This window comes from Oceanobacter antarcticus, from assembly GCF_044962685.1.
In the GTDB taxonomy this organism is placed as follows: Bacteria; Pseudomonadota; Gammaproteobacteria; order Pseudomonadales; family Oceanobacteraceae; genus Oceanobacter; species Oceanobacter antarcticus.
This window is the reverse complement of record NZ_JBBKTX010000003.1, coordinates 176,340-201,146: the sequence shown is the minus strand read 5'-3', so window position 1 is coordinate 201,146 and position 24,807 is coordinate 176,340. Positions and strand designations below refer to the sequence as shown.

Here is a 24,807-nt window from a genome sequence, read left to right as displayed (position 1 = left end):
AACCGGATTAGCTATTCAATTTTGATAATACATTGTTCTGGTGTGGCAAAAAAAGAGTGTCTCGACGGACGGGTGTCATTGTTTGCCGGGTCAATAAAAACCGTTAAAAAGTACCAGCTTGTGGGCCTGTAGCCGCCTTGTTTTTTAGTGCTGGCCTGAATTGATGCAGGCGTGGTCGATTGCCGTTGTCCTATGTTTAAGCCGGTTCCGGCAGTATTAGCTATCAGGTATTGGTTTTTCTACAACGCTCCTGTTTGATCACTCACAGATCACGACAGGCAGCAGCCTGCTCGCGCAATATATCCAGAAACTGCATCTGGCTGGGGGTTGCCTGCCAGTTCTGGCGCAAGGTGATGCCGATGGCGCGACGGGTATGTTCAAGGGTGACGGGTAATACGGATAACAGCCCGGTATTCAGTTCATGTTCTATCTGATGAGTTGAAATCAGGGTCAGGCGGTCGCTGCCGCGTAACAGTTCCCTAATCAGGATTTGAGAACTGGTTTCGACCAGTCGTTGTGGAGGCTTGATGTCATGTTGTTCAAACAGTGCCTCAAATGCCTTGCGGGTTGGAGTGCCTTCGCGCGGCACAACCCAGGGGTAGCGGGGCAGATCGTTCAGGGTCGGCAGCGCGACATCACCGCTGGCGGTGATGAGTAGTGGGTGTGCTGGGCGGCAAATAATCGCCAGCGGCGGGGACAGCAGCTCTTCCTGCAGCACGTCGTCGGCTGGTGGTGGGAAGCGCAGGGCACCGATGAGAAAATCGAGATCGCCGTGGCGCAGGTGGTGCAGCAGATCGTCATAGGGCGCATCGACGACCTGGATATCGATATCCGGGTGCCTTTCACTAAACCGAATAATAGCTTCCGGCAGGATTGAGGTACGCGCCAGCGGCATGCTGCCCAGTACGATTTTGCCCACTTCACGAAATTGCAGGGCGCTGACTTCAGAATAGCCCTGATACAACTCCGAAAAGGCCAGCTTGGTCGCACGAGCCAGTGCCTGCGCGGCTTTGGTGGCACTGATGCCGGTGCTGGTCTTCTCGAACAGCGGTACTTGTAACAGGTGTTCCAGCTCGCGGGCGGCCCGATGCAGGGAGGACTGGGAGACTCCGACCGCACGGCTGGCGATGCTGAAGTTTTCTGCTTCGGTAACGGCCACCAGTGCCTTGAGCTGGGTGGTGGTCAGCAGTGAGACCATTTGTTGTGCCGACTGGGTGCGACTGCTGCCGGAGCGCAAGGCTTCTCTGGTACCTTGCAGCAGGCAGGAAATACAGCGTTCGACACGGTTATACCAGACGTCTCCCGAGGCTGTGGGGTACATGCCTTCGGCACGGCGTTCGAATAGCTCGGTTTGTAACATGTCTTCCAGTCGCGCCAGTGCCTGGGTGATCGCAGGCTGTGACAAAAAAACCCTCGGAGCGGCCTTGCTTATGCTTTTTTGTTCGGCAACCTCAAGAAAGACGCGCAGGTGTCGCAGGTTGGGTATGACAAAATCCATCACTTGCTCCAGAGCTTCGAATAAACAGGTCTATATCAAAATCCAATATTGTAGCAGTGAAATTGAAATAGCCAGCCCGGCATGTCAGTTCCTACCATGGGAGGCAACATCCAGGCAGCTGTAAGCTTTGCCGTCAGTCGTTTGGAAGTACCGCTTGTCGAGCACCTGTCTGCCACTTCTCTTCCGGACGGCAGGTTTCGGCATCCGACAGACGCTGCGGTTCGCTGTTTGCCTGCTCTGCGGGAACAGGCCCTGCGAACAACACCATCAACGAGCGAGAGAAGAATAATGATTATCGATTGCCATGGGCACTACACCACGACACCTCCAGGCGTAGGCGAATATCGCGACCAGCAAAAAGCTGCCGTCGCCGCCGATCCGCTGTTCAAGGGTGAAAAAGGCACGATTAATATCACGGATGACGAGATTCGCGAGTCCATCGTCAATAACCAGCTGAAGCTTCAGCAGCAACGCGGCACAGATCTGACCATCTTCTCTCCTCGCGCCAGCTGGATGGGACATCACATTGGTAACGAGTACACCAGCCAGTTCTGGACGGAACATCAGAACGACATTATTCGTCGCGTCTGCGATCTGTTCCCTGAAAACTTTGTCCCGGTCGCCCAGCTGCCACAGTCTCCGGGTGTTGATCCGGCCAAGTCCGTGCCCGAGATCATTCGTACCGTTGAAGAAATGGGTTTTATCGGCATCAACCTGAACCCGGATCCCAGTGGCGGCCACTGGAATGGTTCATCGCTGGCAGATCGCTCGTTTTACCCGATCTACGAAAAAATGGTTGAGTACGATATTCCGGCCATGGTGCACGTATCGGCATCCTGTAATGATTGTTTCCACACCACCGGCTCCCACTACCTGGGTGCTGACACGACCGGCTTTCAGCAGTTGATGATGTCGGACGTGTTCAAGGACTTCCCGGAACTGAAAGTTATCATTCCACACGGCGGCGGCGCGGTGCCTTACCACTGGGGACGTTTCCGTGGCCTGGCGCTCGACAACGGTTTTGAGCTGGAAGAGCGGGTACTGAACAATGTGTATTTCGACACCTGCGTGTATCACCAGCGTGGTATCGATTTGCTGCTCGATATTGTACCGACCAAAAATATCCTGTTTGCCTCTGAAATGATTGGCGCGGTGCGCGGTATTGACCCAGACACTGGCCACTACTTCGACGATACCAAACGCTACATCGACGGTAACACCGCGTTGTCTGCTGAACAGAAAGCGGAAATCTTTGAAGGTAATACCCGTCGCGTCTTTAGTCGCCTGGCTCTGCCCCAATAAACCGGCCTGTGTGATTAAACTGAGGAATCAGAATTATGAAAGAAACAGTCGTAGTACAACATATCGAACGTGCCGACCAGGCCGTAATTGATGGTTTGGCAGAATGTGGCGTCGCCACTATCCACGAGGCCCAGGGACGCGTTGGCTTGCTGGCGTATTACATGCGCCCGATCCAGCAAGACAAGAGCGTTGCCGGTTCCGCCATCACGATCTCTGGTGCTGCCGGTGATAACTGGATGATGCACGTGGCGATTGAGCAGTGCCAAGCCGGTGACATCATGGTGTTTGCCCCGACCTCACCGTCCAATCACGGTTTTTTTGGTGATCTGCTGGCAACCTCTGCCCAGTCCCGTGGTGTGGTTGGGTTGATCATTGATGGCGGAGTGCGGGATACCCGTGACCTGCGGCAGATGAATTTTCCGGTCTGGTCAAAAGCGGTCTTCTCTGAAGGCACCATCAAGGAAACCGTTGGCTCCGTCAACGTCCCGCTGGTGTGCGCTGACGAACTGGTTTATCCCGGTGATGTGATGGTGGCAGATGATGATGGCGTGGTGGTTGTACGTCGTGAAAAAGCCGCTGAAGTACTGGAAAAAGCCCGTGCCCGTATGGCGCTGGAAGAATCCAAGCGTGTGCGTATGGCCAATGGTGAACTGGGCCTGGATATTTATGACATGCGTCCCCGCCTGAAAGAAAAAGGCCTCAAATATGTCTGATGCTCGCACCTTCGACCCGATTGAAGGTGTGCGCTGCATGTGGATGCGAGGTGGCACCTCAAAAGGGGGCTACTTCCTAGCGCAGGATCTTCCGGCTGACACGGCCGTGAGAGATGCGTTTCTGTTGCGGGTCATGGGTTCCCCTGACCCGCGCCAGATCGATGGTTTGGGTGCTGCCGACCCGCTGACGGCCAAGGTCGCCGTCGTCAAACGTTCCGAGCGTGACGATGCCGATGTGGACTACCTGTTTCTGCAGGTCTTTGTTGATCAGGCTATCGTGACGGATGCGCAGAACTGCGGCAACATCCTCGCCGGTGTTGGCCCGTTTGCGCTTGAACGTGGTCTGATTGACGTGACCGGCGAGAGCACTGACGTTCGTATCTTTATGGAAAATACCGGCCAAATCGCCACCGCCAATGTACCCACGCCAAACGGCAAGGTCAGTTATGTCGGCACGGCGCGTATCGATGGTGTGCCCGGTTTTGCTTCGGCCATCCCGGTTACCTTTGCCGATACGGCAGGTTCCAGTTGTGGCGCTTTGTTGCCCACCGGTAATACCGTTGATGTGATCGATGGCATCGACGTTACCCTGATTGATAACGGCATGCCGGTCGTGGTGATGAGTGCGGCGGCTATGGGTATTACCGGCGCAGAAAGCCGAGAGGAACTGGAAGCCAACGACGCCTTGCGGGCGAAGCTGGAGTCCATTCGTCTGCAGGCCGGGCCATTAATGAATCTGGGTGACGTGAAAGACAAATCCGTTCCCAAGATGACCATGGTCAGTGCTGCCAGCAATGGCGGTGCCTTGTCGACGCGTACTTTTATACCCCATCGCTGTCACGCTTCGATTGGTGTGCTGGGCGCAGTCAGTGTGGCTACGGCCGCGGTGTTGCCAGGCTCACCGGCTGCTGCGGTTGCCAATGTACCGGATGGACAGCAGAAAATTCTGGCGGTTGAACATCCGATCGGCGAAATGACCGTGATTCTGAATATGGATGACAGCGGTAACGTCGGTTCTGCGGCGTTACTGCGTACTGCACGCAAGCTGTTTGACGGTGATGTGTTCGCGCATCCCAACGATTAAAAACGATTAAACCGGCCACTTTTATGGGGAAGGGCAGCGGTTGATGATAAGCCGCTGGCCGTTTCTGTTAATGAATAAAAGTGCCAATAATGACCCGATAAAAACAAGGGCGACCTAATTATGATGGATCCAGATTACCTGCCGTTTCATGCCAACCCGAGCAAGCCAGAGTTCAAGACACCGGCTGGTGCGGTCGACGCGCACTGCCATGTTTTTGGCCCGGCTGAGCAGTTCCCATACCACCCGAAGCGCAAGTACACCCCGTGCGATGCCTCAAAAGAACAGCTGTTCGCACTGCGCGATTATCTGGGCTTTGAACGTAATGTCATCGTCCAGGCGTCCTGCCACGGCACCGATAACGCTGCCCTGATTGACGCCCTTGAAAGCGCTGGTGAGCTGGCCCGTGGTGTGGCGGTAGTTGATCCGGCGATCACTACGGAAGAGCTGGAAGCAATGGACAAGGCGGGCGTACGGGCGGTGCGTTTCAACTTCGTCAAACGTCTGGTCGATACCACGCCGAAAGAAGTGTTCCTGTCTGTGGCAGCAAAGATCAAGCCACTGGGCTGGCACATCGTGGTGTACTTTGAAGCGCCAGAACTGGAAGAGCTGATTCCTTTCCTCAACGAACTGGATACCACCATTGTGGTCGACCACATGGGTCGTCCAGATGTTGCCAAGGGCGTTGATCATCCGGACTTTCAGCGTTTTGTCGATCTGATGACCAATAATGAAAAAGTCTGGGTCAAGGTGACTTGCCCGGAACGCCTGACGCTCACGCCGCCGGATTACAGCGATGTGGTGCCGTTTGGCAAAAAACTGGTGGAGCTGTTCCCGGATCGTGTGTTATGGGGGACTGACTGGCCACATCCGAATATGAAATCCCATACCCCGGATGATGGCAAGCTGGTGGACGTTATCCCCATGATTGCTCCGACGGCAGAACAGCAGCAAAAATTGCTGGTGGATAACCCGATGCGTTTGTATTGGTAATAGCAAGGTCGGAAGTCTGACGCCAACGGCAGCAGGCTTCCAACGTTCAGCGTCCGACCAATCAGTGAGGGTACGGCAATGTCAGAATACGAATTACGTGAAGTTGAAGGCACCATCCATTTTGATGGACCCATGGCCACCAAGGGTTTCAAGTTCAACAAGATGTGTTACTCGTTTAACAGCGAAGAGAACCGCCAGGCGTTCCGTGATGATCCGGAAGGTTATATGGAAACGTTCCAGATCTCTGAAGAGCAACGTCAGGCGGTGCGTGACAAAGACATCATCCGCATGCTGGAGCTGGGTGGCAGCATCTACTACATGGCCAAATTCGCCATTATTTTTGGCTGGAACATGCAGATCGTAGGCGGTATGCAGTCTGGCCGCAGCACGGAAGAATTCAAAGCATACCTGGACAGTCAGGGGCGAGGTAAAAACAATGGCTAAGCTGATCGGTGGTATTACCACCTCACACATTCCTGCCATTGGCGTGGCGATGGACAAACATCTGGAAGACACACCGTACTATCGTGATCTGTTTGCCATCTACCCACCGATTCGTGAGTGGCTGCAAGAGCAAAAACCGGACATCGCCGTATTGTTCTATAACGACCACGGTCTGGAAATGTTCCTCGATAAAAAGCCGACCTTCGCTATTGGCTGTGCACCTGAGTACCATAATGCTGACGAAGGCTGGGGCATTAATCCGATTCCACCGGTCACCGGTGAAACCGAACTGAGCTGGCACATCGTCAACCACTTGATCGAGAACGACTTTGACCCGACTGTATGTCAGGACATCAAGGTTGACCACGGTGCGACGGTGCCACTGACGCTGCTGTGGCCGAACTTTACCTATCAGGGCATCAAGGTCATTCCGGTCAGCATCAACTGTGAACGTCATCCGATGCCAAAACCATCCCGCAGCTTTGCATTTGGTCAGGCAATTGGTGACGCGATCCGTTCCTGGGACAGTGACCAGAAAGTGGTCGTCCTGGGTACCGGGGGTTTGTCACACCAGCTTGATGGTCAACGTGCTGGTATTCTTAATGGTGATTTTGACAACTATTGTATGGACAAGCTGGTCAACGAGCCGGAAGAGCTGTGTCAATACAGCAACTCTGACCTGATCGAAAAAGGTGGTGCCCAAATGGTCGAACTGGCCATGTGGCTGGCGATGCGCGGCACCATGACCGGTGAATTAAAAGAAGTTCTGCGTAACTACGTGGCACCCATCTCCAATACCGCCGTTGGAGTACAACTGCTGGTCAATACCTGATTCGGATCAGCCGGGTGTTTGCCCGGCTGTGATGATGGCCCTGGCCGTGTCTGCTCCAGATCACACCTCTCCTGGGATGGTGATCGATAATGAGCAGGGACGGTCTTTTTTGATTTCCTGATTAATATCACCGTTGCAAACTGAATCCCCCGAGTTTCGGGGCGGCTGTTTCAGTAAAGAAAACCTGGCTGGTTTTTGGCCTCGTTGTATTGATGACACTCATCGTTTGGTTTATGCCGTTGGCGATCGATTTGTTACTGCCATTTCGTGTCGTTATCGCTACTTGGTTATCGCTACTGATTATCGCTACTGATTATCGCTACTGATTGTATTATGGACTTCTCATCTTAACAGGCTGCTGGATGTTCAGTAGACGGTTGCGCCATAATTCATCCTATGAATACCATGTACAGCGCTGAATGCTGATATTTATGGTTGCAATTCATCTATTCCGGATTAGGATGGACACTTCACTAAAACGAACGCTTCGGTATTGCAATGAACTCAGCACGGTTACGTCAACGCTTGAACAGCTCTACGGCCCAGGTCGCAGTGGCAAGAGCGTGCTTGAGCGGTGCAGTCGTGGCGTATTGGTATTTTGGTTATGGCTATTTTAGCCAGGAGCCAGGCTGCCAGTAGTGTGAACAGAACACTCGGCAGTTTGGCTTCAAGCCAGCTGCCACCGGAAACCCCGATTGGCAGCTGGCTGATCGGGGTTTTTTTATGATTGTTTTTCACAGGATTCAGGTCGAGATTGCTATGCAAGCATTGGCAAAACTCAAAATTTCTCAAGCTTGCACCGGTGTGTGCAGCTTCTGGCGGTGGCGATTTAGCTGCGGTGACGTGCGGGCGCGATATTGGCGCTAGCCCATCACCGAGCAAAGCGAATACACCACATCCAGTAAAAAATTGAGGAATATCGATATGACAACCCCCACTTTGACTTCCCGTTCTGCCAGCAGCAACGACCCGGCGGTACGCCCGATTGCAACACCGGCCATGCTCAAGGCACGGCTGGCATTGAGTGACGACGTCCGTATCCGGATTGAGCAGCAGCGCCAGCAGATTCGTAACATCCTGAATGGCGAAGACTCACGTTTGCTGGTGATTACCGGCCCTTGTTCCATTCATGATGAAGCCGCAGCGCTGGATTATGGCCAGCGTTTGATGGCGCTGAATGAGCAGCTGGGCGACCGCTTGCTGATTGTGATGCGTGCCTACGTCGAAAAACCACGTACCCATATTGGCTGGAAAGGTCTGGCCTACGACCCTGAACGTGATGGCAGTGGTGATATGCAAGCCGGGCTGGAGCGTTCTCGCAAGGTGATGTTGGCACTGGCCGAAATGGGTTTGCCACTGGCGACAGAAGCGTTAAATCCACTGGTGATGATGTACCTGGATGATCTGATCAGCTGGACTGCTATTGGTGCTCGCACCACTGAATCACAGATCCATCGTGAAATGGTCAGTCACCTGGGGATGCCCACCGGATTAAAAAACGGCACCGATGGTTCCATGATGACAGCCATCAATGCCATGGTGGCGGCTCGTCACAGCCATCATACCCTGGGCGTTGATTGCCACGGTCAAATGGCGATGCTGACCACCCCAGGTAACCCGGATACTCATATCGTGTTACGCGGTGGTAATGGTATGACCAATTACGATGCGGCCAGTGTCGCCGCCGCCCAACAACAGTTGCAGGAAGCGGACTGCAATGTGGGTGTGCTGGTGGATTGCAGCCACGCCAACGCGTGCAAGCAGCACCGTCGCCAAACCGCTATAGCGCTGGACGTTGTTGGTCAGCGCTTGGCCGGTAATGACCGGATTCTGGGGGTGATGCTGGAAAGCTTCATTAACGAAGGCAATCAGAAAATGTCGGCCAATCTGGTGTACGGTCAGTCCATCACCGACCCATGTCTGGGTTGGGATCAGACCGAAGCACTGCTGCGTGAGATGCACCAGCAACTGGCTGAGATCAGGCCGTGATCCCCATACTCTGCAAGCCCTGCCAAAGCAGACGCAGGGCGAGCAGAGTAACAACGACCCTGAACGCCTGTTTAAACCACTCACCGGGAATACGGTTCAACAATTTAAGACCCATCCAGGTGCCAAACGCACCGCTGGCAATCATCAGAAGCACCAGTGGCAGCCACTGCCAGAAAGCAAAACCCACGGCGGTAAATACGATCGCCTTGAAGGTATGTTGCAGGGTCATGCAGGTGGCAAAGGTACTGGTGAGTTGCAGTTTGCTGTAGTTGTTACGGTGCACAAAACCGGCAACCAGTGGCCCGGTCGCACCGACAAACATGGTCAGAAACGTGGTGAGTGCCCCGGCAAATATTCGCCCGATCGGGCTGAGCTGGCGTTTGCCCGGCTTGTTCCCCCACACCAGAAACAGAATAAAACCCGCCACCGCAAATTGAATCAGGTAGAGCGGCAGCTGCACCACAACCACACTGGCTAATCCAGCACCGAGTACTGCCCCGATACTGAAGTAACGCAGCATGGCCCAGTCGATATGTCGAAAGGTCATCAACATGCGATTGCCGTTTGAGCCCAGCTGCACCAGACCATGCACCGGAATCAGTGCGTTGACGGGGACCAGAGAAGCCATCACCGCCAGTAACAACAGGCCACCGCCGATGCCGACAGCGGCCGTCATAAACGATGTGAAACCGGCAAACGCAATCAGGACGAGCGCCGATGTCAGCGACAGATCGGCAGGTGTCAGCAGTTCAAGCATCATGAGTCCGGTATCCTTGTGGGCCAATCAGCGTCAGCGCCGCGTCGGTTTTTGCTGGTGTTGATGAGAAGACGATGCGGGCGGATGCGGGCGTTTATGTGGGTTGTGCTGCTGCCCGGTACGTTTTAACCCGGTCTGTTTTAACCAAATACGCTTTAGCCAGGTGAAAGTACCGCTCAGCGCCAGAAAAATCAGCACAATACTGACCGCATCAACCACCCATACGCCAATGCGCCCAAACAGGCGACCGCTGTGCAAGTCCAGGAGCAATCGCTCGCGGGTGATACCTGGCACCGGCTTGTCGCTGTTGAGTTGCGCTGTCAGTTCTTGGGGGAGCGATTCGGGTGTGGCCCAGTCGGCGGTCAGATCAGAGCGGTCAGGCTGCCAACTCCAACTGTTGTTGTCGAGGTAATAGGGTGGGTTTGCCTGCAGCAGCAGGGAGCCATTCTCTGGCGTGTTGTTCGAGGTGTTGTTCGAGGTGTTGTTCGAGGTGTTGTTTGGAGAATGGTGTGTGGCTATCGCCATGGTGCCAATCGCGCTGGCCTGAACCGGCAGATTAGTCAACTCTTCAACCAGTTGACCATCCGGCAGATACAGTGCAATACGATTGTTACACAGCAGGGCGATGGTTTCTTGCCAACGCAGCGCGCCCAATAACGGCTGTTCACAATGGCCAATCGGGCTTTGATCCAGATAGAGGCTATTACCAACCTGACTGACCCAGTGCTTGCCAGTTGCGAAGCCTTGATCAATATCCGTGTCATGGATGCCATACAGCCAGGCCACCCAGGACGAATAAACCGGTGTCTTGGCCCAGCCCAAAGACTGGCTGTGATTAATCAGGATGCCGGTGATCGCCAGCATCAGGATCACCGGCAGAATAATCAAACCGCTGCGGCGATGCCAGTGAATCAGAAAGGGAACGAGTTTCAAAACAGGGCCTGTAATCGGGTGTCGTCGGGGTGGGTCAGGGCTTGCTGGCGGCCTGATTGTGGCTGACCCCGGTTTGCTCTGCAAGGTACAGCGCCAGACGGGCGACATTGGTGACGGCACGTACCGACAATGTGGCACCGGTAATGCCGTCAATGTGGCTGCTTAACTGCTGTGTTTCATCCAGCCGGGCACCGCTAAACTGGTCGGTAAAAAACGGATAGCGGACTTCCCATCCCCGGGATTCAAGAAAGGCCAGCACCGAGACTGACTGTATCGTATCGTCAACCACCACAACCCCGATCGTAATTGGCCGCTCCTTGCCAATTTCTTCCATAATCCAGGCACTGGTTGCCCCGGCTTGCCAGTATCTGACCCGTAGCCCGGAATAGGGATGCCCCAGCAGTTTTGATGCGGCATTCTTGTGTTCGGGCTTGAGCCACAGGGTTTTGGCAGCCGCTTGTTGCTCGCCAAACGTCTGTGACAGAAAGGCTTCCTGACTGAGGTAGTTATCGGCGCTGGCGGCGCTGGCCAGCAGCCACAGGATCAGGCTCCGCAGAGTCAGGCTCCAGAGGATATTATTCAGCTTCACAGTTTTCCCACTCGACATCCGGAATCAGACTTTCGTAGCGGGCATCGGTCAGCGTCATCATAAAGCACACCAGCACTTCCACATCGTCGTCGTCGAGCAAGCTGCCGTCCTGAAGCTCGGTGAGGTTAACCGTGTCGCTGATTTCCGGGTCAGCCCAGGCGACACCGGTTTCCGGATTGAGGCTGTTACTGCTGCCGGTCAGCCAGTGGTCGTAAAACTTGACGACCGTGGCTAATTCATTAAATACACCGTTGTGCATATAGGGTGCGGTGACGGCGACGTTGCGCAGGGTTGGCACCTTGAATTTACCGGCTTCCGTGTCAGCAGTGACGGCGCTGTTGTTAAATTGCAAACCGGTATCAATAAAGCCATCGGTCGAACCATTGGCACTGCGGACGGCAGTGTTAATGGGAACGCCGATGTTGTGGTATTCGTAGCCAGTAAAGGTTTCGCCGCTGCTGCTCTGGCGTTTCAACTGGTGGCAAGTGGCGCAGTTGGTGAATTGCTGGGAAAAAAACAGCACCTTGCCTGAGGCGACTTTAGAGATGACGCCATAGTCGTAATAATCCGGGTCATCTGAATCCAGTAATGAACGATCGTACTTGGAATCGAACGGTGCAAAGGCGTCGGTGGCTTCAAAGCGGGCGATGGCATCGGTCATGGCGTCATAGGCGGTGTCGGTAGCGTCGAATACGTCTGTGCCGTAAAGGGTTTCAAGGGCGGCAATATAGTCTGTATTTTCTAACAGTCGTTCTACTACGCTGGCACGATCCGGCATACCCATTTCAATCGGATTTAATGGCGGGCCACCAGCCTGGTCGGCCAGGGTGGTGGCCCGGCCATCATGGAACTGGCCGCCAAGCCAACCACTGTAATCGGATTGCTGGCTATTGAAGCGGGTACGGCTGCCGTTGTGAAAATCGGGTGTCTGTGAGGCGTAGGTCACTGTGGGGGCGTTACGGTCACCCAGTGAAACACCGTCATCACCGATGGAAACAGCGGCGGTCTGGTCACTGTCGTTTTTGCGACTGTCGGTAAATGCCTGAGCGACATCGTGGCAGCTGGCACAAGACTGGGTACGGTTAAACGACAGACTGACATCGTTAAACAGGCTTTCACCCAGAGCTTCCTTGCTGTCAAAAGCGGGGCTGGAAGAATCGGATGACCCACCACAGCTGCTCAGTAATAGCGCCAATAATACAGTTAGATACTTTCTCACGACGGCTCCAATTTCACCCCGCTCCATTGGGGAATGTTCAGGTTGATGGCTTTGCGATTGTCTTGCTGCAATCTGTCTAGGAGTCTACCACGCAGTCATCATGTTGCTAAAGGTAATGCAAGTTCGAGTCTATTTGTAAATCATTTGCATTAGTAATATGATCCCGGTCAACTTCAATCGGAACTATTCCGTTTTACTGTAAGTGCGGATGTTTTCCGTAAGACGGATAAACCGTCGACTTTGCCTTATTTTCAGACAGGAGTGTTGAATGATGAAATTGACCTCGCTTGCTGCGGCTATCGCCGTAACGTCCATGTTGACGGCCTGTGGTGGTGGTAGCTCAAGCAGTTCCACGGATGCGGATGACGCTCAGGCGACCGCCGTCATTAACGTGGCTAACGTCAGTAAAGTGTTGGAAACCAATGCGGATATCGCACTGGCAACCTACAGCGATGCCGTTGACACCGCTATTGAGTTACAGACTGCGCTGCAAACCTTCCGTGAAAACCCAACCGAAGAAAATTTTGTTGCCGCCAAAACAGCCTGGCTGGTAGCGCGTGAGCCTTATGGGCAGACCGAAGTTTATCGCTTCCGCCTGAGCCCGATTGACTCCACCGACTACAGCTCGGAAGACGGCCCGGAAGGTGACATCAATGCCTGGCCATTAGGTGAGGCCCTGATCGATTACGTGCAGACCAACGATACGGATTTTGGTACTGATCAGGTGGGCGTAACCGCCAACGCCGCTGGTATTAATGGTGGTGGTGCCTTGACGGCAGCCGGTGCGGAAGATCAGTCGAATAACATCATTGGCAATACCAGCATCGACATTAGCGCCGACCTGCTGGCTAATACCGCCACCGCTGATGACGAGCACGACGTGATTGCCGGATACCACGCCATTGAGTTCTTGCTGTGGGGCCAGGATCTGAACAATGATGGTGAAACCACTGATGGTACGGATCGTGATGAGGCGGTGAAAGCCAATACCGCTACTAACTACGCGGAAGGTGGTGATCGTCCTCTGAGCGATCTGGCTGAGGGTTACTCTGAGACCGACACTTACGACAGCAGCAATTTGTCCAACCGTCGTCACAAATTTATGGAAATGGCCGTACAGAAGCTGATCGACGATTTAACCACAGTCCGTGACGGCTGGGCCGAAGGCGCTTCATACCGCACTGCTTTTACCACCATCAGCACCGAAGACGAAGCCAAGCAGAAACTGGCCGAAATCCTCACCGGGATGGGCACTTTGTCTGAAGGTGAATTGGCCGGCGAGCGGATGCAGATTGCCTTTTCTTCCAACTCTCAGGAAGACGAACATTCCTGCTTCTCGGATAACACTCACCGTGATATCTGGCTGGATGCCGAGGGTGTTTCCAACAGCTACTACGGTGAATACGCCGGTTACGACAGCACGCTGGATGGCACAGATGACGTTACTACCAACGCAGTCAGCGGTTATGGTCTTGATGATTATCTGGCTGATGCCGATTTGACGGAACTGGCCAGCAGCATGGAAGCGGCTTTGGCCACGACTCAAACGGCTTATGTGGCAATCGATACTCTGGCCCGTGCCGGTACGCCTTTTGACGTCCAGATCATTGAAGCGACCAGCAGTGAACCAGCCTACGATGCCATCAAGGCATTGAACGCTCAGTCATCGGTGATTGCGGATGTGGCTGACGCGCTGGATATTGACGGCGAAACGGTTGTGGATGTGGATGCCTCTGAGTGTGATACTTCTGATCCAACCACTGAGTGTTAATATCGATGGTTGATCACCTGTTAGCAGGGGCTGAGTAATGCGCAGTCTCTGTTTTCACCATAAGCCGGGCTTGTCCCGGCTTTTTGGCGTTTGTGTTCTGGCCGTGCTGATGGCTTCAACCAGTGGTTGTTCCGATACCGAGGTGCCGCCACCTGATCCTGCTGAAGCCAGGCCGGGTGGCGATGCGACGACGTCGATAATCCCGTTTCCGGCATTGGACAAGGTGACGCCGAACTTGCCCGATGACGAGCGGCCGCAGTTTTATGCGGGCCGGGCGCTGGCGCACCAGCCTTGGGTCAAGGCACCGACGATTACCGATGCCCGTGATGGCCTGGGGCCGATTTATAACGCTCGCGGCTGTCTGGCCTGCCATATTCGTGGTGGTAAAAGCCGGATGCCAGACGATTCCGAAACGCCCTTGTTTGGGCCACTGGTACGTATGAGTGTGGTGCTGGATGATGCCGCTGCCATGACTGCGGCGGCCAATAGTCACGCTGGAGTGATACCGGATCCTGTTTATGGTGACCAGTTACAAACCCAGTCCATTGCCCTGTTGCATCAGTTGCGCCAGGCCTCGCCGGTCGCTATAGCGGAGCAACAGCAGGTAGCGCCGGAAGCGTATGCTTATGTGAAATGGCATGAACAGGCCTTTGTATATCCGGATGGCCGTCAGATAACACTGCGCAAACCCGAGCTGGATCTGCGTTACGTGGCTTATGGCGCGTTTGATACGAACACCCGTTTCAGCTTGAGAAACGCGCCGCCGATTCATGGCATGGGGTTGCTGGAGCTGATTCCGCAGGCTGATCTGGAGGCTCTGGCCGATCCGGATGATGCCGACGGTGATGGTATCTCGGGCCGTCAGAACCGGGTTTGGGACGCCAGAAGCCAACGCTGGCAAGCGGGTCGTTTTGGCCACAAGGCCAATCGCTCCAATATGGATATGATCGTTGCTTCCGCATTTGCCAACGATATTGGTATCAGTAATCCACTGTTTCCGTTCCAGCCCTGTACTGAGCAGCAGCCGCTGTGCCAAAAGCAAAGAAATGGAAATAATAGTCAGGGATTAGAACTACCTGATAATCTTTTGCGCCTGGTCACGAATTTCACTCGCAATCTGGGTGTTCCCACACGCCGGAATGTTGATAATGCCGATGTCCGGAAAGGACGACCCTTTTTTTACACCAGCGGCTGTGCCGCTTGCCATCAGCCGGGCTATACCACGGCGGCCAGTAGTGCACAGCCACATTTGGGTAACCAACGTATCTGGCCGTACACCGACTTGCTGCTGCACGACATGGGGCCGGAACTGGCTGACGGGCGTCCAGACTTTGCTGCCAGCGGTAGCGAATGGCGTACCGCGCCGCTGTGGGGAACCGGTTTGATGGGGCAGGTCAACGGCAGCAAGCAGTATTTGCATGATGGCCGCGCCAGCAGCATAGAGGAAGCGATTCTCTGGCATGGCGGTGAAGCACTGGCGGCCCGGCAGAGATTTACCCATTTAAGCGCCGCAGAGCGCCGTTATCTGATCCAGTTTGTTGAGTCACTCTAGGAGTCTGCAGGACTTGGGCGTTCGTCGCGAGGGAAAGACTGGTTTGAGCGATTTTTTGCGCAAAAAAGAGCCAGATTCAGCTATCCCGTAGTAGAGCAGTCCTAAGCCCGATAGATTCCTAGCTATCTGCTAGATGGGAGAACCCGAATGTCAGTGAATTCTGTTTCACAACGATTACTTCAAGATCCGTCCCGACGGCGTTTGCTGGGCGGGGTGGCCGGTAGCTTGGCTGCTTCTGCGTTGCTGCCGGGATCGGCCTGGTCGTCAACGCTTGCTGGCGACCAGGCAACCAGCGCCGGCTCGGAAGTCTGGATCAGTGCCGAAGGTAATGGCGACGAAGGCTATTTTGCCAGCTGGATTGTCGATGGCGAACACCGGGCCGATGTGCATTCTGCCATCAGTGGTTTTCGCGGACATGGCCTGGCGCAACACCCGCAACGTGCGGATATTGCCGTGATGTTTGCCCGTCGTCCAGGCACCCAGGCACTGGTGATCAACCTGCTGGACGGCACGGTGGACAGCCTGATCGACTGTGCCGAAGGCCATCATATGCACGGTCATGGCTGTTTCAGCCCTGATGGCCAACAGCTACTGACGACGGAATCGGATTACCGCAGCGGCACTGGCAAGTTGATGGTACGTAACACCCGCAATTGGCAGGTCGAGGCCGAATATCTGACCCATGGTATTGGCCCGCATGATGTTCACGTAATGCCGGACGGCAAATCCCTGGTGGTCGCCAACGGCGGTTTGCTTACTCACCCGGATAGCGGTCGCAAGATCCTCAACCTTGACACCATGGATCCATCGCTGGTGTATCTGTCACTTTATAACGGTGAAGTGATCAGCCAGCACCGCTTGCCGGAAAGCAAAGCCAGTATTCGCCACTTGGCCCTGGCGGACGATGGCACCGTGGCAATTGCGACCCAGTTGCAGCGCCCGGCGATGAGCAGTAATACGCTGGTGCCGCTGGCGGCGGTACATCAGCCAGGTCAGCCGCTGATTGCTCTGGAAGGCCCGGATGCTCTGATTCACAAATTTGATGACTACATGGGCAGTACCGTGCTGCATAACGGCGAGCGCATTGCGGCGTTTTCCAGTCCTCGAGGAGACCTGGTAGCGTTCTGGCACCTGGACAGCCATCAGCTGGTCGGCTATCACGCCTTTTTTGATGTCTGTGGCCTGACGGTCAGTCGTGACCAGAAATATTTTGTTTTGAGTAATTCGAATGGCGACGTGCGCATGATTGATGCGCGCAGCCTGAAAGAAGACCGGGCCATGCGGCGCTCATTTGCCGGACGCCATTGGGATAACCATATGTTCACCTTCACCTTACCAGACCAGTCCGTATGACATTAATAAAGAGAACAACCCTCTTCAAATCTGCCTCTCTCTGGTTCTGCCTGGGCGCTTGCCTGAGTCTGGCCAGCTGCGGTGGCAGTCGTGAAAACGATGCAGCAGTATTGTCCGAAGGCTCGTTGGCATTGGCGCTGGAGCAAGTGATTGATGGCACGGTCATTGTTGCCAGTGAGCAATTTGCCAGCGACGTCAGTCACTTCAACAGCAGCATCGACAGCTTTTGTGCTGCTCCGGATGCGTCTGGCCTGAGCCAGCTCCAGGCCGACTGGAAAACCATGGCGAATGCCTGGTACCAGCTGGTGCCTTTCAACTTTGGCCCGCTGTACGATGACACGGTGTTTCCTGCCTATCAGTACATCGATTCCTTCCGCGTACGGGGAACCAACTACACCGCTACGGTGCGAACCCTGATCAAGAACCTGATCACTGCCGACACCGATGTCAGCAGCAGCTACTTTGACACCAGGACGTTCCAGTATGTTGGTCTGTTGCCTCTGGAAGTGACGGTATTCGAAACCGCTAGCGGCCAAAGCCCGCTGGCAGCAGATATCGTCACCGAGTTCCAGCAGCAGCCGCGCAAGTGCGCAGTGATGGCCGGTCTGGCAGGCAGTTTGCAAAATCGCGCCGACTACGTGGTGAATGGCTGGACGGCTGATCATCTTGAATCCGGTACGCCTTACCGAGACTTGTTTCTGAGCGGCGATCTGGATGATGGCTCGGAGCCGCTGACAGCATTGATTTCTGCCGTACAGAGTTATCTGGATTACTTGCAACAACGCGATACGGTCAGCAATGTCGCGGCCTTGTCGGGCAATGCCTGGCCTGAAATGCAAGCCAGTATCGATGTGATTCGCGACACGCTGGACGGCTCAGAGGCTACTACCGTGAGTTTGCTGGAGCTGATCGAGTCAGCAGGCAATATCGCCGAAGCCAACACCGTCCGCAGCAACCTGGCCCAGGCCAGTGATGCCATTAGTGATCAGGACGCCACGACGTTTAACAGCATGGCAGCAGCGCTGGATGGCAACTTCAAGCGTGAAATTCCCAACGGGCTGGATGTCAGCCTTGGCATCAATTTCAGTGATGGCGACTGAAATAGCGACCGAATTTAACCTAGATACCTTGAGCAGGATACCGTAATGAAATACACCCTGGCCCCTCTGGCGCTGATTGCCGCGACAGGATTTGTTACCCCGGCACAGGCTGCCGATGACCAGCAAAATACCATTCGCCAGCTGGAGCAACGTATCCAGCAGCTGGAAGACACACTGAACAGCCGTATGGAAATGATGGCCGATGCAATCGATGCCCAACAGCAAGCATCAGCATTAAGTAAGGTTCACTTTGGTGGTTATGGCGAACTGAATTATCAAAACCTCAGTGCCGATGGCGTTGATGACAAGCAGATAGACTTCCGTCGCTGGATTCTGTTTGTTGGGTACGACTTTTCTGACCGGGTGCATTTTCACTCAGAATTCGAAGTGGAGCATACCGTTGTTCCCGGTTCTGATGGCGAAGGCGCCGTTGAGCTGGAGCAGGCGTTTTTGCAATTTGACCTGTCCGATACACAACAGTTGAAGACCGGTATCCAGCTGGTGCCGGTAGGCATCGTGAACGAAACCCATGAGCCAACTACTTATTATGGCGTTGAGCGTCCGGTACTGGAAACCACCATTATACCGACCACCTGGTATGTCGGCGCTATCATGTACAGCCAGCAGTTTTCCAGTGGCCTGAGCTACGACGTGATGCTGTCGGAAGGCATGAAAACCGACGACCCCAGCACCGATGCGGATGCCGATCCGTTTGACCTGAAAGCCGGCAAGCAAAAAACTTCCAATGCCGATGCCTTTGATCTGGCAACTACCGTGCGCGTGCGTTACACCGGTGTCAGTGGCCTGGAGCTGGCGGCGTATGCCCAGTACCAGCCTGACCTGGACCAGAGCGCAGTAGAATCCTACGCCGACTCGGCCACCTTGCTGGGTGGCCATCTGGTGTATCAGCTGAACGATGTCACGATCAAAGGGATGTACGCCCGTTGGGATTTGGCTGGTGACGCTGCCGAAGCCGCAGGTAAACAGGTGCAGGATGGTGGCCAGCTGGAAGTTTCCTGGAGACCGATTGCAGCGGTTGGTGTGTTTGCCCGTCATACTGCCTGGTCGCAGGTGGAAGACGAGAACCAGACCCAGTTTAATGCTGGTGTGAATTATTATCCGGTTGCGGATGTTGTCTTCAAGTTTGATTATCAGCTGCAGAACGAAGCAGCGGGCAACACCGATGGCTTCTACCTGGGCATGGGCTACCAGTTCTGATATTCACTGAAATTGAATAGCAGCAACCGAACCCACCCACCGGCTGACGCCGGTGGGTGGCTGGTTTCCGGGTTTTTGACATTCAGGGGTTGAGGTTCAGGGGTTGAGGTTCAGGGTTGCAGATGAATACGCAGCAGCCGACTGGTATTGGAGGTTGGTAAACGCAGTATGCCAATGCTTTGGTCGGCGGTGCTGCTGAGCGATTCTGGTCGCCCGGTTTGATGCTTCAGAAACTGCGGGTCGGCATCGGCTGTGTGAACCACCGCGGTGTTGTTATCACTGCGATCCTTGTTATTTTCTCCATTGCCCTCCCCATCGCCTTTTCTGTGGCTCATATTCCCTGTCGTCAGACTGGCGAGTCGGTGTTTAGCCGCCGCTGTGACTGCAAGCCTGTCGTTCAACGCCACCAATTGCCAAGTGGACGCGGCTGGCTGACTCAACCGCTGCTGGAGAAATGTAATGGTCTCCGGGTAGGGGTGGCCAATCAGTACTGCCTTGCCATATTTGCTGGCAATCGCGACGGCCTTGTCAAACTGCCGCGCCAGTGCTTCTGCAGAGCGATCGTTATCGAGAAAGACATCTCTTCCCAGTACTGGCACACCTGCCTGCAACGCTGCTTGTCTGGCACAGGTGGCGGTTGTGGTACGGCTGTCGATAAAAAACAGCTGGCGTTGGCGGGCGATTGCCATGACCCAGCCCATGCGTTCACAGTCTTGGGTCAGCAAGCTGCCCATATGATTATTCAGGCCGCTGACGGCGGGAATGGCGTCAAGGTCTGCGTTTAATGTGGCGTCAAACTCGTCTTTACTCATCTCCGGGTACAGCCCGCCAGGGCCCAGTTTGGCACCGGATTTATTCGCCATCGGCGCGTGTAACAGCACGGTGTGCCCCTGTGCTGCGGCTTTTGCTGCGAGTCGGGCGGCGTAAGGGGTGTGTGGCAAAAATGCCATATTCACTGGCGCGGGCAGCGTCAGCAGTTGTTCACCCAGCGCGCGGTTGTTGCCGATATCATCAATCACCAGCAACAGATCGGCGGCGCTGGCCGGGAAACCCCAGCAGCACAGCCACAGTGTCAGGCATAAACGTTGTGCCGTCATGGTTAATCAGATCCCCAGCGAGGCACTCACGGTTACTGGCTGGCCCCCAGAATGGTCATGCCGCGCAACAGGGTATGGGCCTCGTAGAGCTGGAAATCTTTTAATAACTGGTCGGCGCTCGCGTCTGCGGCGTCAGACTTTGACGTATTGACGGTCGTGGCGGGCTGGCCTTTTTGTGGGTTGACCAGGTGTCCGCGCAAGTCGGCTTCCTTAAAGGTGCGATTGCGCGCGCGCGGGGTGACATCACTCTGCTCGACCCAGATATCAGGCACGATGCCCTTGGCCTGAATGGAACGACCGTTAGGGGTGAAGTAGCGCGCCGTGGTCAGTTTGACCGCCTTGTTGTCGGCCAGCGGCAAGACGGTTTGCACCGATCCCTTGCCAAACGACTGGGTGCCCACGACGACAGCACGCTGCTGATCCTGCAGCGCACCAGCTACAATTTCGGAGGCCGAGGCAGAACCGCCATTGATCAGCACAATCAGCGGCAGGGCACCGGCGACGGTTTCCTGCTTGGCGGAGAAGCTCATTTCTGCACTGTCTACCCGGCCTTTGGTGTAGACGATCAGACCACTGTCCATAAAGGCATCGCAGACATCGACGGCGGCATCAAGCACGCCACCAGGATTGTTGCGCAGATCCAGAATCAGTCCCTTGATGCTGTGATCGGCTTGCCACTGCGATAAGGTGCGTACCAGTTCGGCACCGGTCTGCTCCTGAAACTGGGTGATGCGGATATAGCCGATATCATCACTGAGCAGCTCGGAACGCACACTGCGAACCTTGATTTCATCGCGTATCAGGGTAAAGGTCAGTATGTTGGGTTCGTCCTGACGGCGTATTTCCAGGGTGATTTCGGAGCCGGGTTCGCCCCGCATTTTTTCAATGGCATCTCCTAGTGACATGCCTATTACGGCTTCGCCATCAAGGCTGACAATCAGATCGCCAGCCTTGATGCCGGCGTTGGCTGCGGGAGTATCGTCGATCGGAGTGACGACCATAATCATGCCATCCTGTTGTCCGACTTCCATGCCCAGGCCACCAAACTTACCGGAGGTGGTTTCCTGTAATTCGGCGAAATCGTCGGGCTGTAAATACACCGAGTGGGGGTCGAGTGCGGTCAGCATGCCATTGATGGCATAGCCGAACAGGGTCTCGTCATCGACTTCTTCTACATAGGCGCTGCGAATACGTTCAAACACCTCGGCGAAGTTTCTCAGTTCATCCAGGGGAAGAGCGCCTTGCGGTGCTACCGCAGGGGTCGGTTCACTGGCGGCGGAAAGTGGTTGTTCGGCGTATACCGGGGCGGACAAGGCCAGCGCCAGCGACAGTGCAGTGGCAGCGGAAACAATAGCGTGCATGAAGGTTCTCGTAGTCGTCAGTGATCGAAGCATGGCACAAAAGCGGGAAGCTGTTAACGCAGACTCCCGATCGGCGGCGGAGTTTCAATTCCCCTTGTGTCCTGGTTCCTGGTGAAAGTTACTTTTTGACCAGCCAGGCGGAAGGATCCTGTGGTTTGCCACGGTAGCGGATTTCAAAATACAGACGCGGTTCCTGCAGTCCGCCACTACGGCCGACAGCACCGATAACATCACCTTGATTGACCCAAGCTCCAACGTCATACATCAGCGTCTGATTGTGAGCATAGAGGGTCATGTAGCCATCGCCATGGTCGAGGATCATCAGCAGGCCAAAGCCACGCAGCCAATCGGAATAGACGACTCGGCCGTGGTGTACGGCACGAATGCTGGTGCCTTCGGGGGCAGCTATCAGCCAGCCTTCCCAGCGGCCGACTCCTTCGGTATTGGGATTGCCATAGGCGGCGATAATACGTCCGGCCAGCGGTCTTGGCAGTTGGTGTTTGAGCACCTTGAAGGGCCGTACATCCTGCTTGCGGGGGCTTTTTTCGACCAGGGTCTGTACTTCGTCAAAGAGAGCTTCGAGACGTTTGCGGTCGGCCTGTTTTTGCGCCAGGCGAGTTTTTTCGCTGCTCATTTGCTGGTTCAGTTGCGCTAGCAGCTTGTTTTGTTTTTGCTTTTGCTCGTTCAGGCGGCTGTTTTTCTGATCCAGTGATTGCTGTGTGGCCTGCAGCTGCTGTTCTTGGGCGACGATGGCGTCGGCGATATGTTCCAGCCGTGCCAGTTCGCTGAGGGTATGGTGGATTTCATCCATGCGGGCCCGATTGAAGTAGCTGAAATAGGTCAGCATACGCTGGGCCTGTTGCGGATCGTCCTGGTTAAGCAACATCTTGATCGGGCTGTCGCCCCCCAGTCGATAGGCGGCCAGCACTTGTTCAGTTAAGCGGGCAGTATGGCCTGTGCGCAGCTCATCGAGCTGCGCTTGATCCTGCCGAAGCTTTTTTAGGCGGTCTTGCTCCTCCTGGAGCAAGCGCCGGGTTTCTTCGATCTTGCGCGACAAGGCACCGATGTCCTGATCGGTGCTGCGTAACGACTCCGCCAGTTTGCTGTGTTCGGCGCTGGCCTGGTTCAGCCATTGCTGAAGTTTGGCAATATCCTGTTTCAATGCCTGTAGCTTGGCAGCATCACCGGATTCTTCGGCAGCAACAGGGAAGACGGCGGCGAGGCTCAGCAAACAGGCCCGCAGCAAGCTGGACAGCGTCGGGGTTTTCATGGTTCAGCGATAGTCCACCAGAGAAGTACCGGTCATTTCGGCGGGTTGCTCCAGGCCCATCATCGCCAGCAAGGTTGGTGCGACATCACACAGCCTGCCAGGATGGATAGCACCCTGTTCCCGCTCGTTAACGTAGACCAGATTGACCGGGCCGGTGGTGTGTTGGGTCATGGCACGACCCTGATCGTCGAGCATTTGTTCGGCATTGCCATGGTCGGCGGTGATCAGGCATTCGCCACCGACTTCGAGAATGGCACTGGTGACGGCTTCGAGGGCAGTATCAATGGCTTCGGCGGCCTTGACGGCGGCATCAAAAATACCCGTGTGACCAACCATATCGCCATTGGCATAGTTACAGACAATCAGATCGTAGCCGCCATTTTTGATGGCATCGACCAGTTTTTCGGTCACTTCCGGCGCGCTCATTTCCGGTTGCAGGTCGTAGGTTGCAACGCTGGGCGAGTTGACCAGAATACGGGTTTCTCCGGCGTATTCGGCTTCTTGACCGCCAGAAAAGAAAAAGGTGACGTGGGCGTATTTTTCCGTTTCGGCAATTCGCAGCTGCTTCATACCCAGATTGGCAATGTATTCTCCCAGGCCGTTGCTCAGGGCTTCGGGCGGGAAGGCGCAGCTGGCATCGATACTGGCGGCGTATTCGGTCAGCATGACAAAATCACTCAGGGCTGGCCGTATTGCACGTTCAAAGCCGCTGAATTCGTCGCCTTCGACAAAGGCCCGGGTCAGTTCACGGGAACGATCCGGGCGGAAGTTGAAACAGATAATGGCATCGCCATCCTGTACGGGGGCCGGTTCGCCAATCCGGGTCGCGGTGACAAATTCGTCGTTTTCATCGCGCTCGTAGGCTGCCTGCAGGGCATCGCTACCATGGCTCGCGGTGTATTGGGCTGTGCCGGTGGTCATCAGGTCGTAGGCGGTCTGTACCCGATCCCAGCGGTTGTCTCTATCCATCGCAAAGTAGCGACCGACAATGCCGGTCAGGCGAGCGTTGCCCAGGGCGGCGCATTTGGCTTCGATTTTGGCAATAGACTCCGCAGCAGAGCGGGGTGGCGTATCACGACCGTCGAGAATGCCAGTGACACAGACCTTGCTAATGCCTCGGGCGCTGGCCATATCCAGCAACGCCACCAAGTGATCTTCATGGCTGTGGACACCGCCGGGAGACAGTAACCCGGTAAAGTGCACTGCACCGCCCGCAGCTTTAGCCTTGTCCATGGCTGCCACCAACGCCGGGTTTTGCTGTAGCTCGCCATCAACAATGGCTTTGTTGATGCGAGTAAAATTCTGATACACGATGCGGCCAGCCCCCAGGTTCATATGACCCACTTCGGAGTTGCCCATCTGGCCATCCGGCAAGCCAACGGCTTCACCGGACGTCTGGATCAGGGTATTGGGGAAAACATCCAGCAAGCGATCCCAGGTTGGCGTGTTGGCATTGGCAATGGCGTTGTTGTCGGTTTCTGCCCGATAACCCCAGCCATCAAGAATGATTAATGCAACAGGTGTGGGACGCTTGTTCATGATTCGGCACCGTGGGTAATTTTCAGATGGCCCTGATTGTACTGAAAGCCAGCTACTGATCCCAGTGCGCAGCGTTGTTCCGCGAGATGATCGGCTATTTATGTGTGATGGATGTGCCCTTGATATGCCATTGATGTGCCATTGATGCACGGCGGCATGCCATGGCCTGTGAATCTGAACGGTTGCACAGCCCATT

Annotated in this window: 21 protein-coding genes and 1 pseudogene; 13 read left to right on the top strand and 9 right to left on the bottom strand. The window is 55.0% G+C overall.

From position 1 onward, the window contains the following. Positions 1-262 precede the first annotated feature (262 nt). Positions 263-1,498 carry a LysR family transcriptional regulator gene (locus WG929_RS03825; protein WP_416204973.1) on the bottom strand — a complete coding sequence of 412 codons (1,236 nt, stop codon included), beginning with the start codon at positions 1,496-1,498 and terminating at the stop codon, positions 263-265. A 288-nt stretch (positions 1,499-1,786) separates the two neighbouring features. Between WG929_RS03825 and WG929_RS03820 the strand changes: the two genes are divergently transcribed. The 8 genes and pseudogenes from WG929_RS03820 to WG929_RS03785 all read left to right on the top strand — a co-directional run bounded on the left by WG929_RS03820 (position 1,787) and on the right by WG929_RS03785 (position 8,852). Beyond that, complete coding sequence (locus WG929_RS03820) at positions 1,787-2,800, top strand: amidohydrolase family protein (RefSeq protein WP_369855239.1); 1,014 nt, start codon at positions 1,787-1,789, stop codon at positions 2,798-2,800. Positions 2,801-2,835: 35 nt separating this feature from the next. Next, positions 2,836-3,513, top strand: a complete 678-nt coding sequence (locus tag WG929_RS03815) for a 4-carboxy-4-hydroxy-2-oxoadipate aldolase/oxaloacetate decarboxylase (RefSeq protein ID WP_416204972.1) — start codon at positions 2,836-2,838, stop codon at positions 3,511-3,513. Further along, entirely contained in the window at positions 3,506-4,597 is a 1,092-nt protein-coding gene (locus WG929_RS03810; RefSeq protein ID WP_369855237.1) for a 4-oxalomesaconate tautomerase, read from the top strand. Before WG929_RS03815 ends, WG929_RS03810 begins: the two co-directional genes overlap by 8 nt. A gap of 120 nt (positions 4,598-4,717) precedes the next feature. Next, positions 4,718-5,587, top strand: a complete 870-nt coding sequence (locus tag WG929_RS03805; RefSeq protein ID WP_416204971.1) for an amidohydrolase family protein — start codon at positions 4,718-4,720, stop codon at positions 5,585-5,587. Positions 5,588-5,665: 78 nt separating this feature from the next. Beyond that, positions 5,666-6,031, top strand: a complete 366-nt coding sequence (locus tag WG929_RS03800) for a protocatechuate 3,4-dioxygenase (RefSeq protein WP_369855235.1) — start codon at positions 5,666-5,668, stop codon at positions 6,029-6,031. Continuing rightward, complete coding sequence (locus WG929_RS03795; RefSeq protein ID WP_369855234.1) at positions 6,024-6,863, top strand: class III extradiol dioxygenase family protein; 840 nt, start codon at positions 6,024-6,026, stop codon at positions 6,861-6,863. The genes WG929_RS03800 and WG929_RS03795 overlap by 8 nt, the downstream gene beginning before the upstream one ends. 175 nt (positions 6,864-7,038) lie before the next feature. Then, a pseudogene (locus WG929_RS03790) lies at positions 7,039-7,176 on the top strand (type II toxin-antitoxin system YoeB family toxin); the annotation flags it as partial. Positions 7,177-7,787: 611 nt separating this feature from the next. Beyond that, on the top strand, positions 7,788-8,852 hold the full coding sequence (locus WG929_RS03785; RefSeq protein WP_416204970.1) for a 3-deoxy-7-phosphoheptulonate synthase: 1,065 nt from the start codon (positions 7,788-7,790) through the stop codon (positions 8,850-8,852). On the opposite strand, the gene WG929_RS03780 is transcribed toward WG929_RS03785, so the two are convergent. Genes WG929_RS03780 through WG929_RS03765 form a run of 4 tightly spaced genes read right to left on the bottom strand, consistent with a single transcriptional unit; the run spans position 8,842 to position 12,350 of the window. Then, entirely contained in the window at positions 8,842-9,612 is a 771-nt protein-coding gene (locus WG929_RS03780) for a sulfite exporter TauE/SafE family protein (RefSeq protein ID WP_369855232.1), read from the bottom strand. The genes WG929_RS03785 and WG929_RS03780 overlap by 11 nt on opposite strands. A gap of 30 nt (positions 9,613-9,642) precedes the next feature. Further along, positions 9,643-10,542, bottom strand: a complete 900-nt coding sequence (locus WG929_RS03775; protein WP_416204969.1) for a PepSY domain-containing protein — start codon at positions 10,540-10,542, stop codon at positions 9,643-9,645. Positions 10,543-10,576: 34 nt separating this feature from the next. Then, positions 10,577-11,131 (bottom strand): FMN-binding protein, encoded by a 555-nt coding sequence (locus WG929_RS03770; RefSeq protein WP_416204968.1) that lies wholly within the window; start codon positions 11,129-11,131, stop codon positions 10,577-10,579. Next, entirely contained in the window at positions 11,118-12,350 is a 1,233-nt protein-coding gene (locus WG929_RS03765; RefSeq protein WP_416204967.1) for a cytochrome-c peroxidase, read from the bottom strand. Before WG929_RS03765 ends, WG929_RS03770 begins: the two co-directional genes overlap by 14 nt. 268 nt (positions 12,351-12,618) lie before the next feature. Here WG929_RS03765 and WG929_RS03760 point away from each other — a divergent pair, with 268 nt between their 5' ends. The 5 genes from WG929_RS03760 (at position 12,619) to WG929_RS03740 (ending at position 19,344) form a co-directional block, all read left to right on the top strand. After that, entirely contained in the window at positions 12,619-14,121 is a 1,503-nt protein-coding gene (locus WG929_RS03760; RefSeq protein ID WP_416204966.1) for an imelysin family protein, read from the top strand. A 37-nt stretch (positions 14,122-14,158) separates the two neighbouring features. After that, positions 14,159-15,673 carry a di-heme oxidoreductase family protein gene (locus WG929_RS03755; protein ID WP_416204965.1) on the top strand — a complete coding sequence of 505 codons (1,515 nt, stop codon included), beginning with the start codon at positions 14,159-14,161 and terminating at the stop codon, positions 15,671-15,673. Positions 15,674-15,820: 147 nt separating this feature from the next. Next, on the top strand, positions 15,821-17,026 hold the full coding sequence (locus WG929_RS03750) for a DUF1513 domain-containing protein (protein WP_369855226.1): 1,206 nt from the start codon (positions 15,821-15,823) through the stop codon (positions 17,024-17,026). Then, a complete protein-coding gene (locus WG929_RS03745; RefSeq protein WP_416204964.1) occupies positions 17,023-18,126 on the top strand; it encodes an imelysin family protein in 1,104 nt (367 codons plus the stop codon). The genes WG929_RS03750 and WG929_RS03745 overlap by 4 nt, the downstream gene beginning before the upstream one ends. 45 nt (positions 18,127-18,171) lie before the next feature. After that, positions 18,172-19,344: a hypothetical protein gene (locus WG929_RS03740; protein ID WP_416204963.1), complete on the top strand. Its 1,173-nt coding sequence runs from the start codon at positions 18,172-18,174 to the stop codon at positions 19,342-19,344. Positions 19,345-19,454: 110 nt separating this feature from the next. Here WG929_RS03740 and WG929_RS03735 read toward each other — a convergent pair whose 3' ends face one another. From WG929_RS03735 to gpmI, 4 genes are all read right to left on the bottom strand, one after another. Then, on the bottom strand, positions 19,455-20,441 hold the full coding sequence (locus WG929_RS03735) for a divergent polysaccharide deacetylase family protein (RefSeq protein WP_416204962.1): 987 nt from the start codon (positions 20,439-20,441) through the stop codon (positions 19,455-19,457). A gap of 32 nt (positions 20,442-20,473) precedes the next feature. Next, on the bottom strand, positions 20,474-21,802 hold the full coding sequence (locus WG929_RS03730; protein ID WP_416204961.1) for a S41 family peptidase: 1,329 nt from the start codon (positions 21,800-21,802) through the stop codon (positions 20,474-20,476). Between the two features lie 118 nt (positions 21,803-21,920). Next, positions 21,921-23,072 (bottom strand): murein hydrolase activator EnvC family protein, encoded by a 1,152-nt coding sequence (locus WG929_RS03725; RefSeq protein WP_416204960.1) that lies wholly within the window; start codon positions 23,070-23,072, stop codon positions 21,921-21,923. Between the two features lie 3 nt (positions 23,073-23,075). Then, positions 23,076-24,611 carry a 2,3-bisphosphoglycerate-independent phosphoglycerate mutase gene (gpmI, locus tag WG929_RS03720; RefSeq protein WP_416204959.1) on the bottom strand — a complete coding sequence of 512 codons (1,536 nt, stop codon included), beginning with the start codon at positions 24,609-24,611 and terminating at the stop codon, positions 23,076-23,078. Between the last annotated feature and the right edge of the window lie 196 nt (positions 24,612-24,807).

Excerpts from the sequence above, each read along its gene's own strand:
- WG929_RS03825 (WP_416204973.1), bottom strand. The coding sequence starts at position 1,498 with ATGGATTTTGTCATACCCAACCTGCGACACCTGCGCGTCTTTCTTGAG.
- WG929_RS03820 (WP_369855239.1), top strand. The coding sequence starts at position 1,787 with ATGATTATCGATTGCCATGGGCACTACACCACGACACCTCCAGGCGTA.
- WG929_RS03815 (WP_416204972.1), top strand. The coding sequence starts at position 2,836 with ATGAAAGAAACAGTCGTAGTACAACATATCGAACGTGCCGACCAGGCC.
- WG929_RS03810 (WP_369855237.1), top strand. The coding sequence starts at position 3,506 with ATGTCTGATGCTCGCACCTTCGACCCGATTGAAGGTGTGCGCTGCATG.
- WG929_RS03805 (WP_416204971.1), top strand. The coding sequence starts at position 4,718 with ATGATGGATCCAGATTACCTGCCGTTTCATGCCAACCCGAGCAAGCCA.
- WG929_RS03800 (WP_369855235.1), top strand. The coding sequence starts at position 5,666 with ATGTCAGAATACGAATTACGTGAAGTTGAAGGCACCATCCATTTTGAT.
- WG929_RS03795 (WP_369855234.1), top strand. The coding sequence starts at position 6,024 with ATGGCTAAGCTGATCGGTGGTATTACCACCTCACACATTCCTGCCATT.
- WG929_RS03785 (WP_416204970.1), top strand. The coding sequence starts at position 7,788 with ATGACAACCCCCACTTTGACTTCCCGTTCTGCCAGCAGCAACGACCCG.
- WG929_RS03780 (WP_369855232.1), bottom strand. The coding sequence starts at position 9,612 with ATGATGCTTGAACTGCTGACACCTGCCGATCTGTCGCTGACATCGGCG.
- WG929_RS03760 (WP_416204966.1), top strand. The coding sequence starts at position 12,619 with ATGATGAAATTGACCTCGCTTGCTGCGGCTATCGCCGTAACGTCCATG.
- WG929_RS03755 (WP_416204965.1), top strand. The coding sequence starts at position 14,159 with ATGCGCAGTCTCTGTTTTCACCATAAGCCGGGCTTGTCCCGGCTTTTT.
- WG929_RS03750 (WP_369855226.1), top strand. The coding sequence starts at position 15,821 with ATGTCAGTGAATTCTGTTTCACAACGATTACTTCAAGATCCGTCCCGA.
- WG929_RS03745 (WP_416204964.1), top strand. The coding sequence starts at position 17,023 with ATGACATTAATAAAGAGAACAACCCTCTTCAAATCTGCCTCTCTCTGG.
- WG929_RS03740 (WP_416204963.1), top strand. The coding sequence starts at position 18,172 with ATGAAATACACCCTGGCCCCTCTGGCGCTGATTGCCGCGACAGGATTT.
- WG929_RS03735 (WP_416204962.1), bottom strand. The coding sequence starts at position 20,441 with ATGACGGCACAACGTTTATGCCTGACACTGTGGCTGTGCTGCTGGGGT.
- WG929_RS03730 (WP_416204961.1), bottom strand. The coding sequence starts at position 21,802 with ATGCACGCTATTGTTTCCGCTGCCACTGCACTGTCGCTGGCGCTGGCC.
- WG929_RS03725 (WP_416204960.1), bottom strand. The coding sequence starts at position 23,072 with ATGAAAACCCCGACGCTGTCCAGCTTGCTGCGGGCCTGTTTGCTGAGC.
- gpmI (WP_416204959.1), bottom strand. The coding sequence starts at position 24,611 with ATGAACAAGCGTCCCACACCTGTTGCATTAATCATTCTTGATGGCTGG.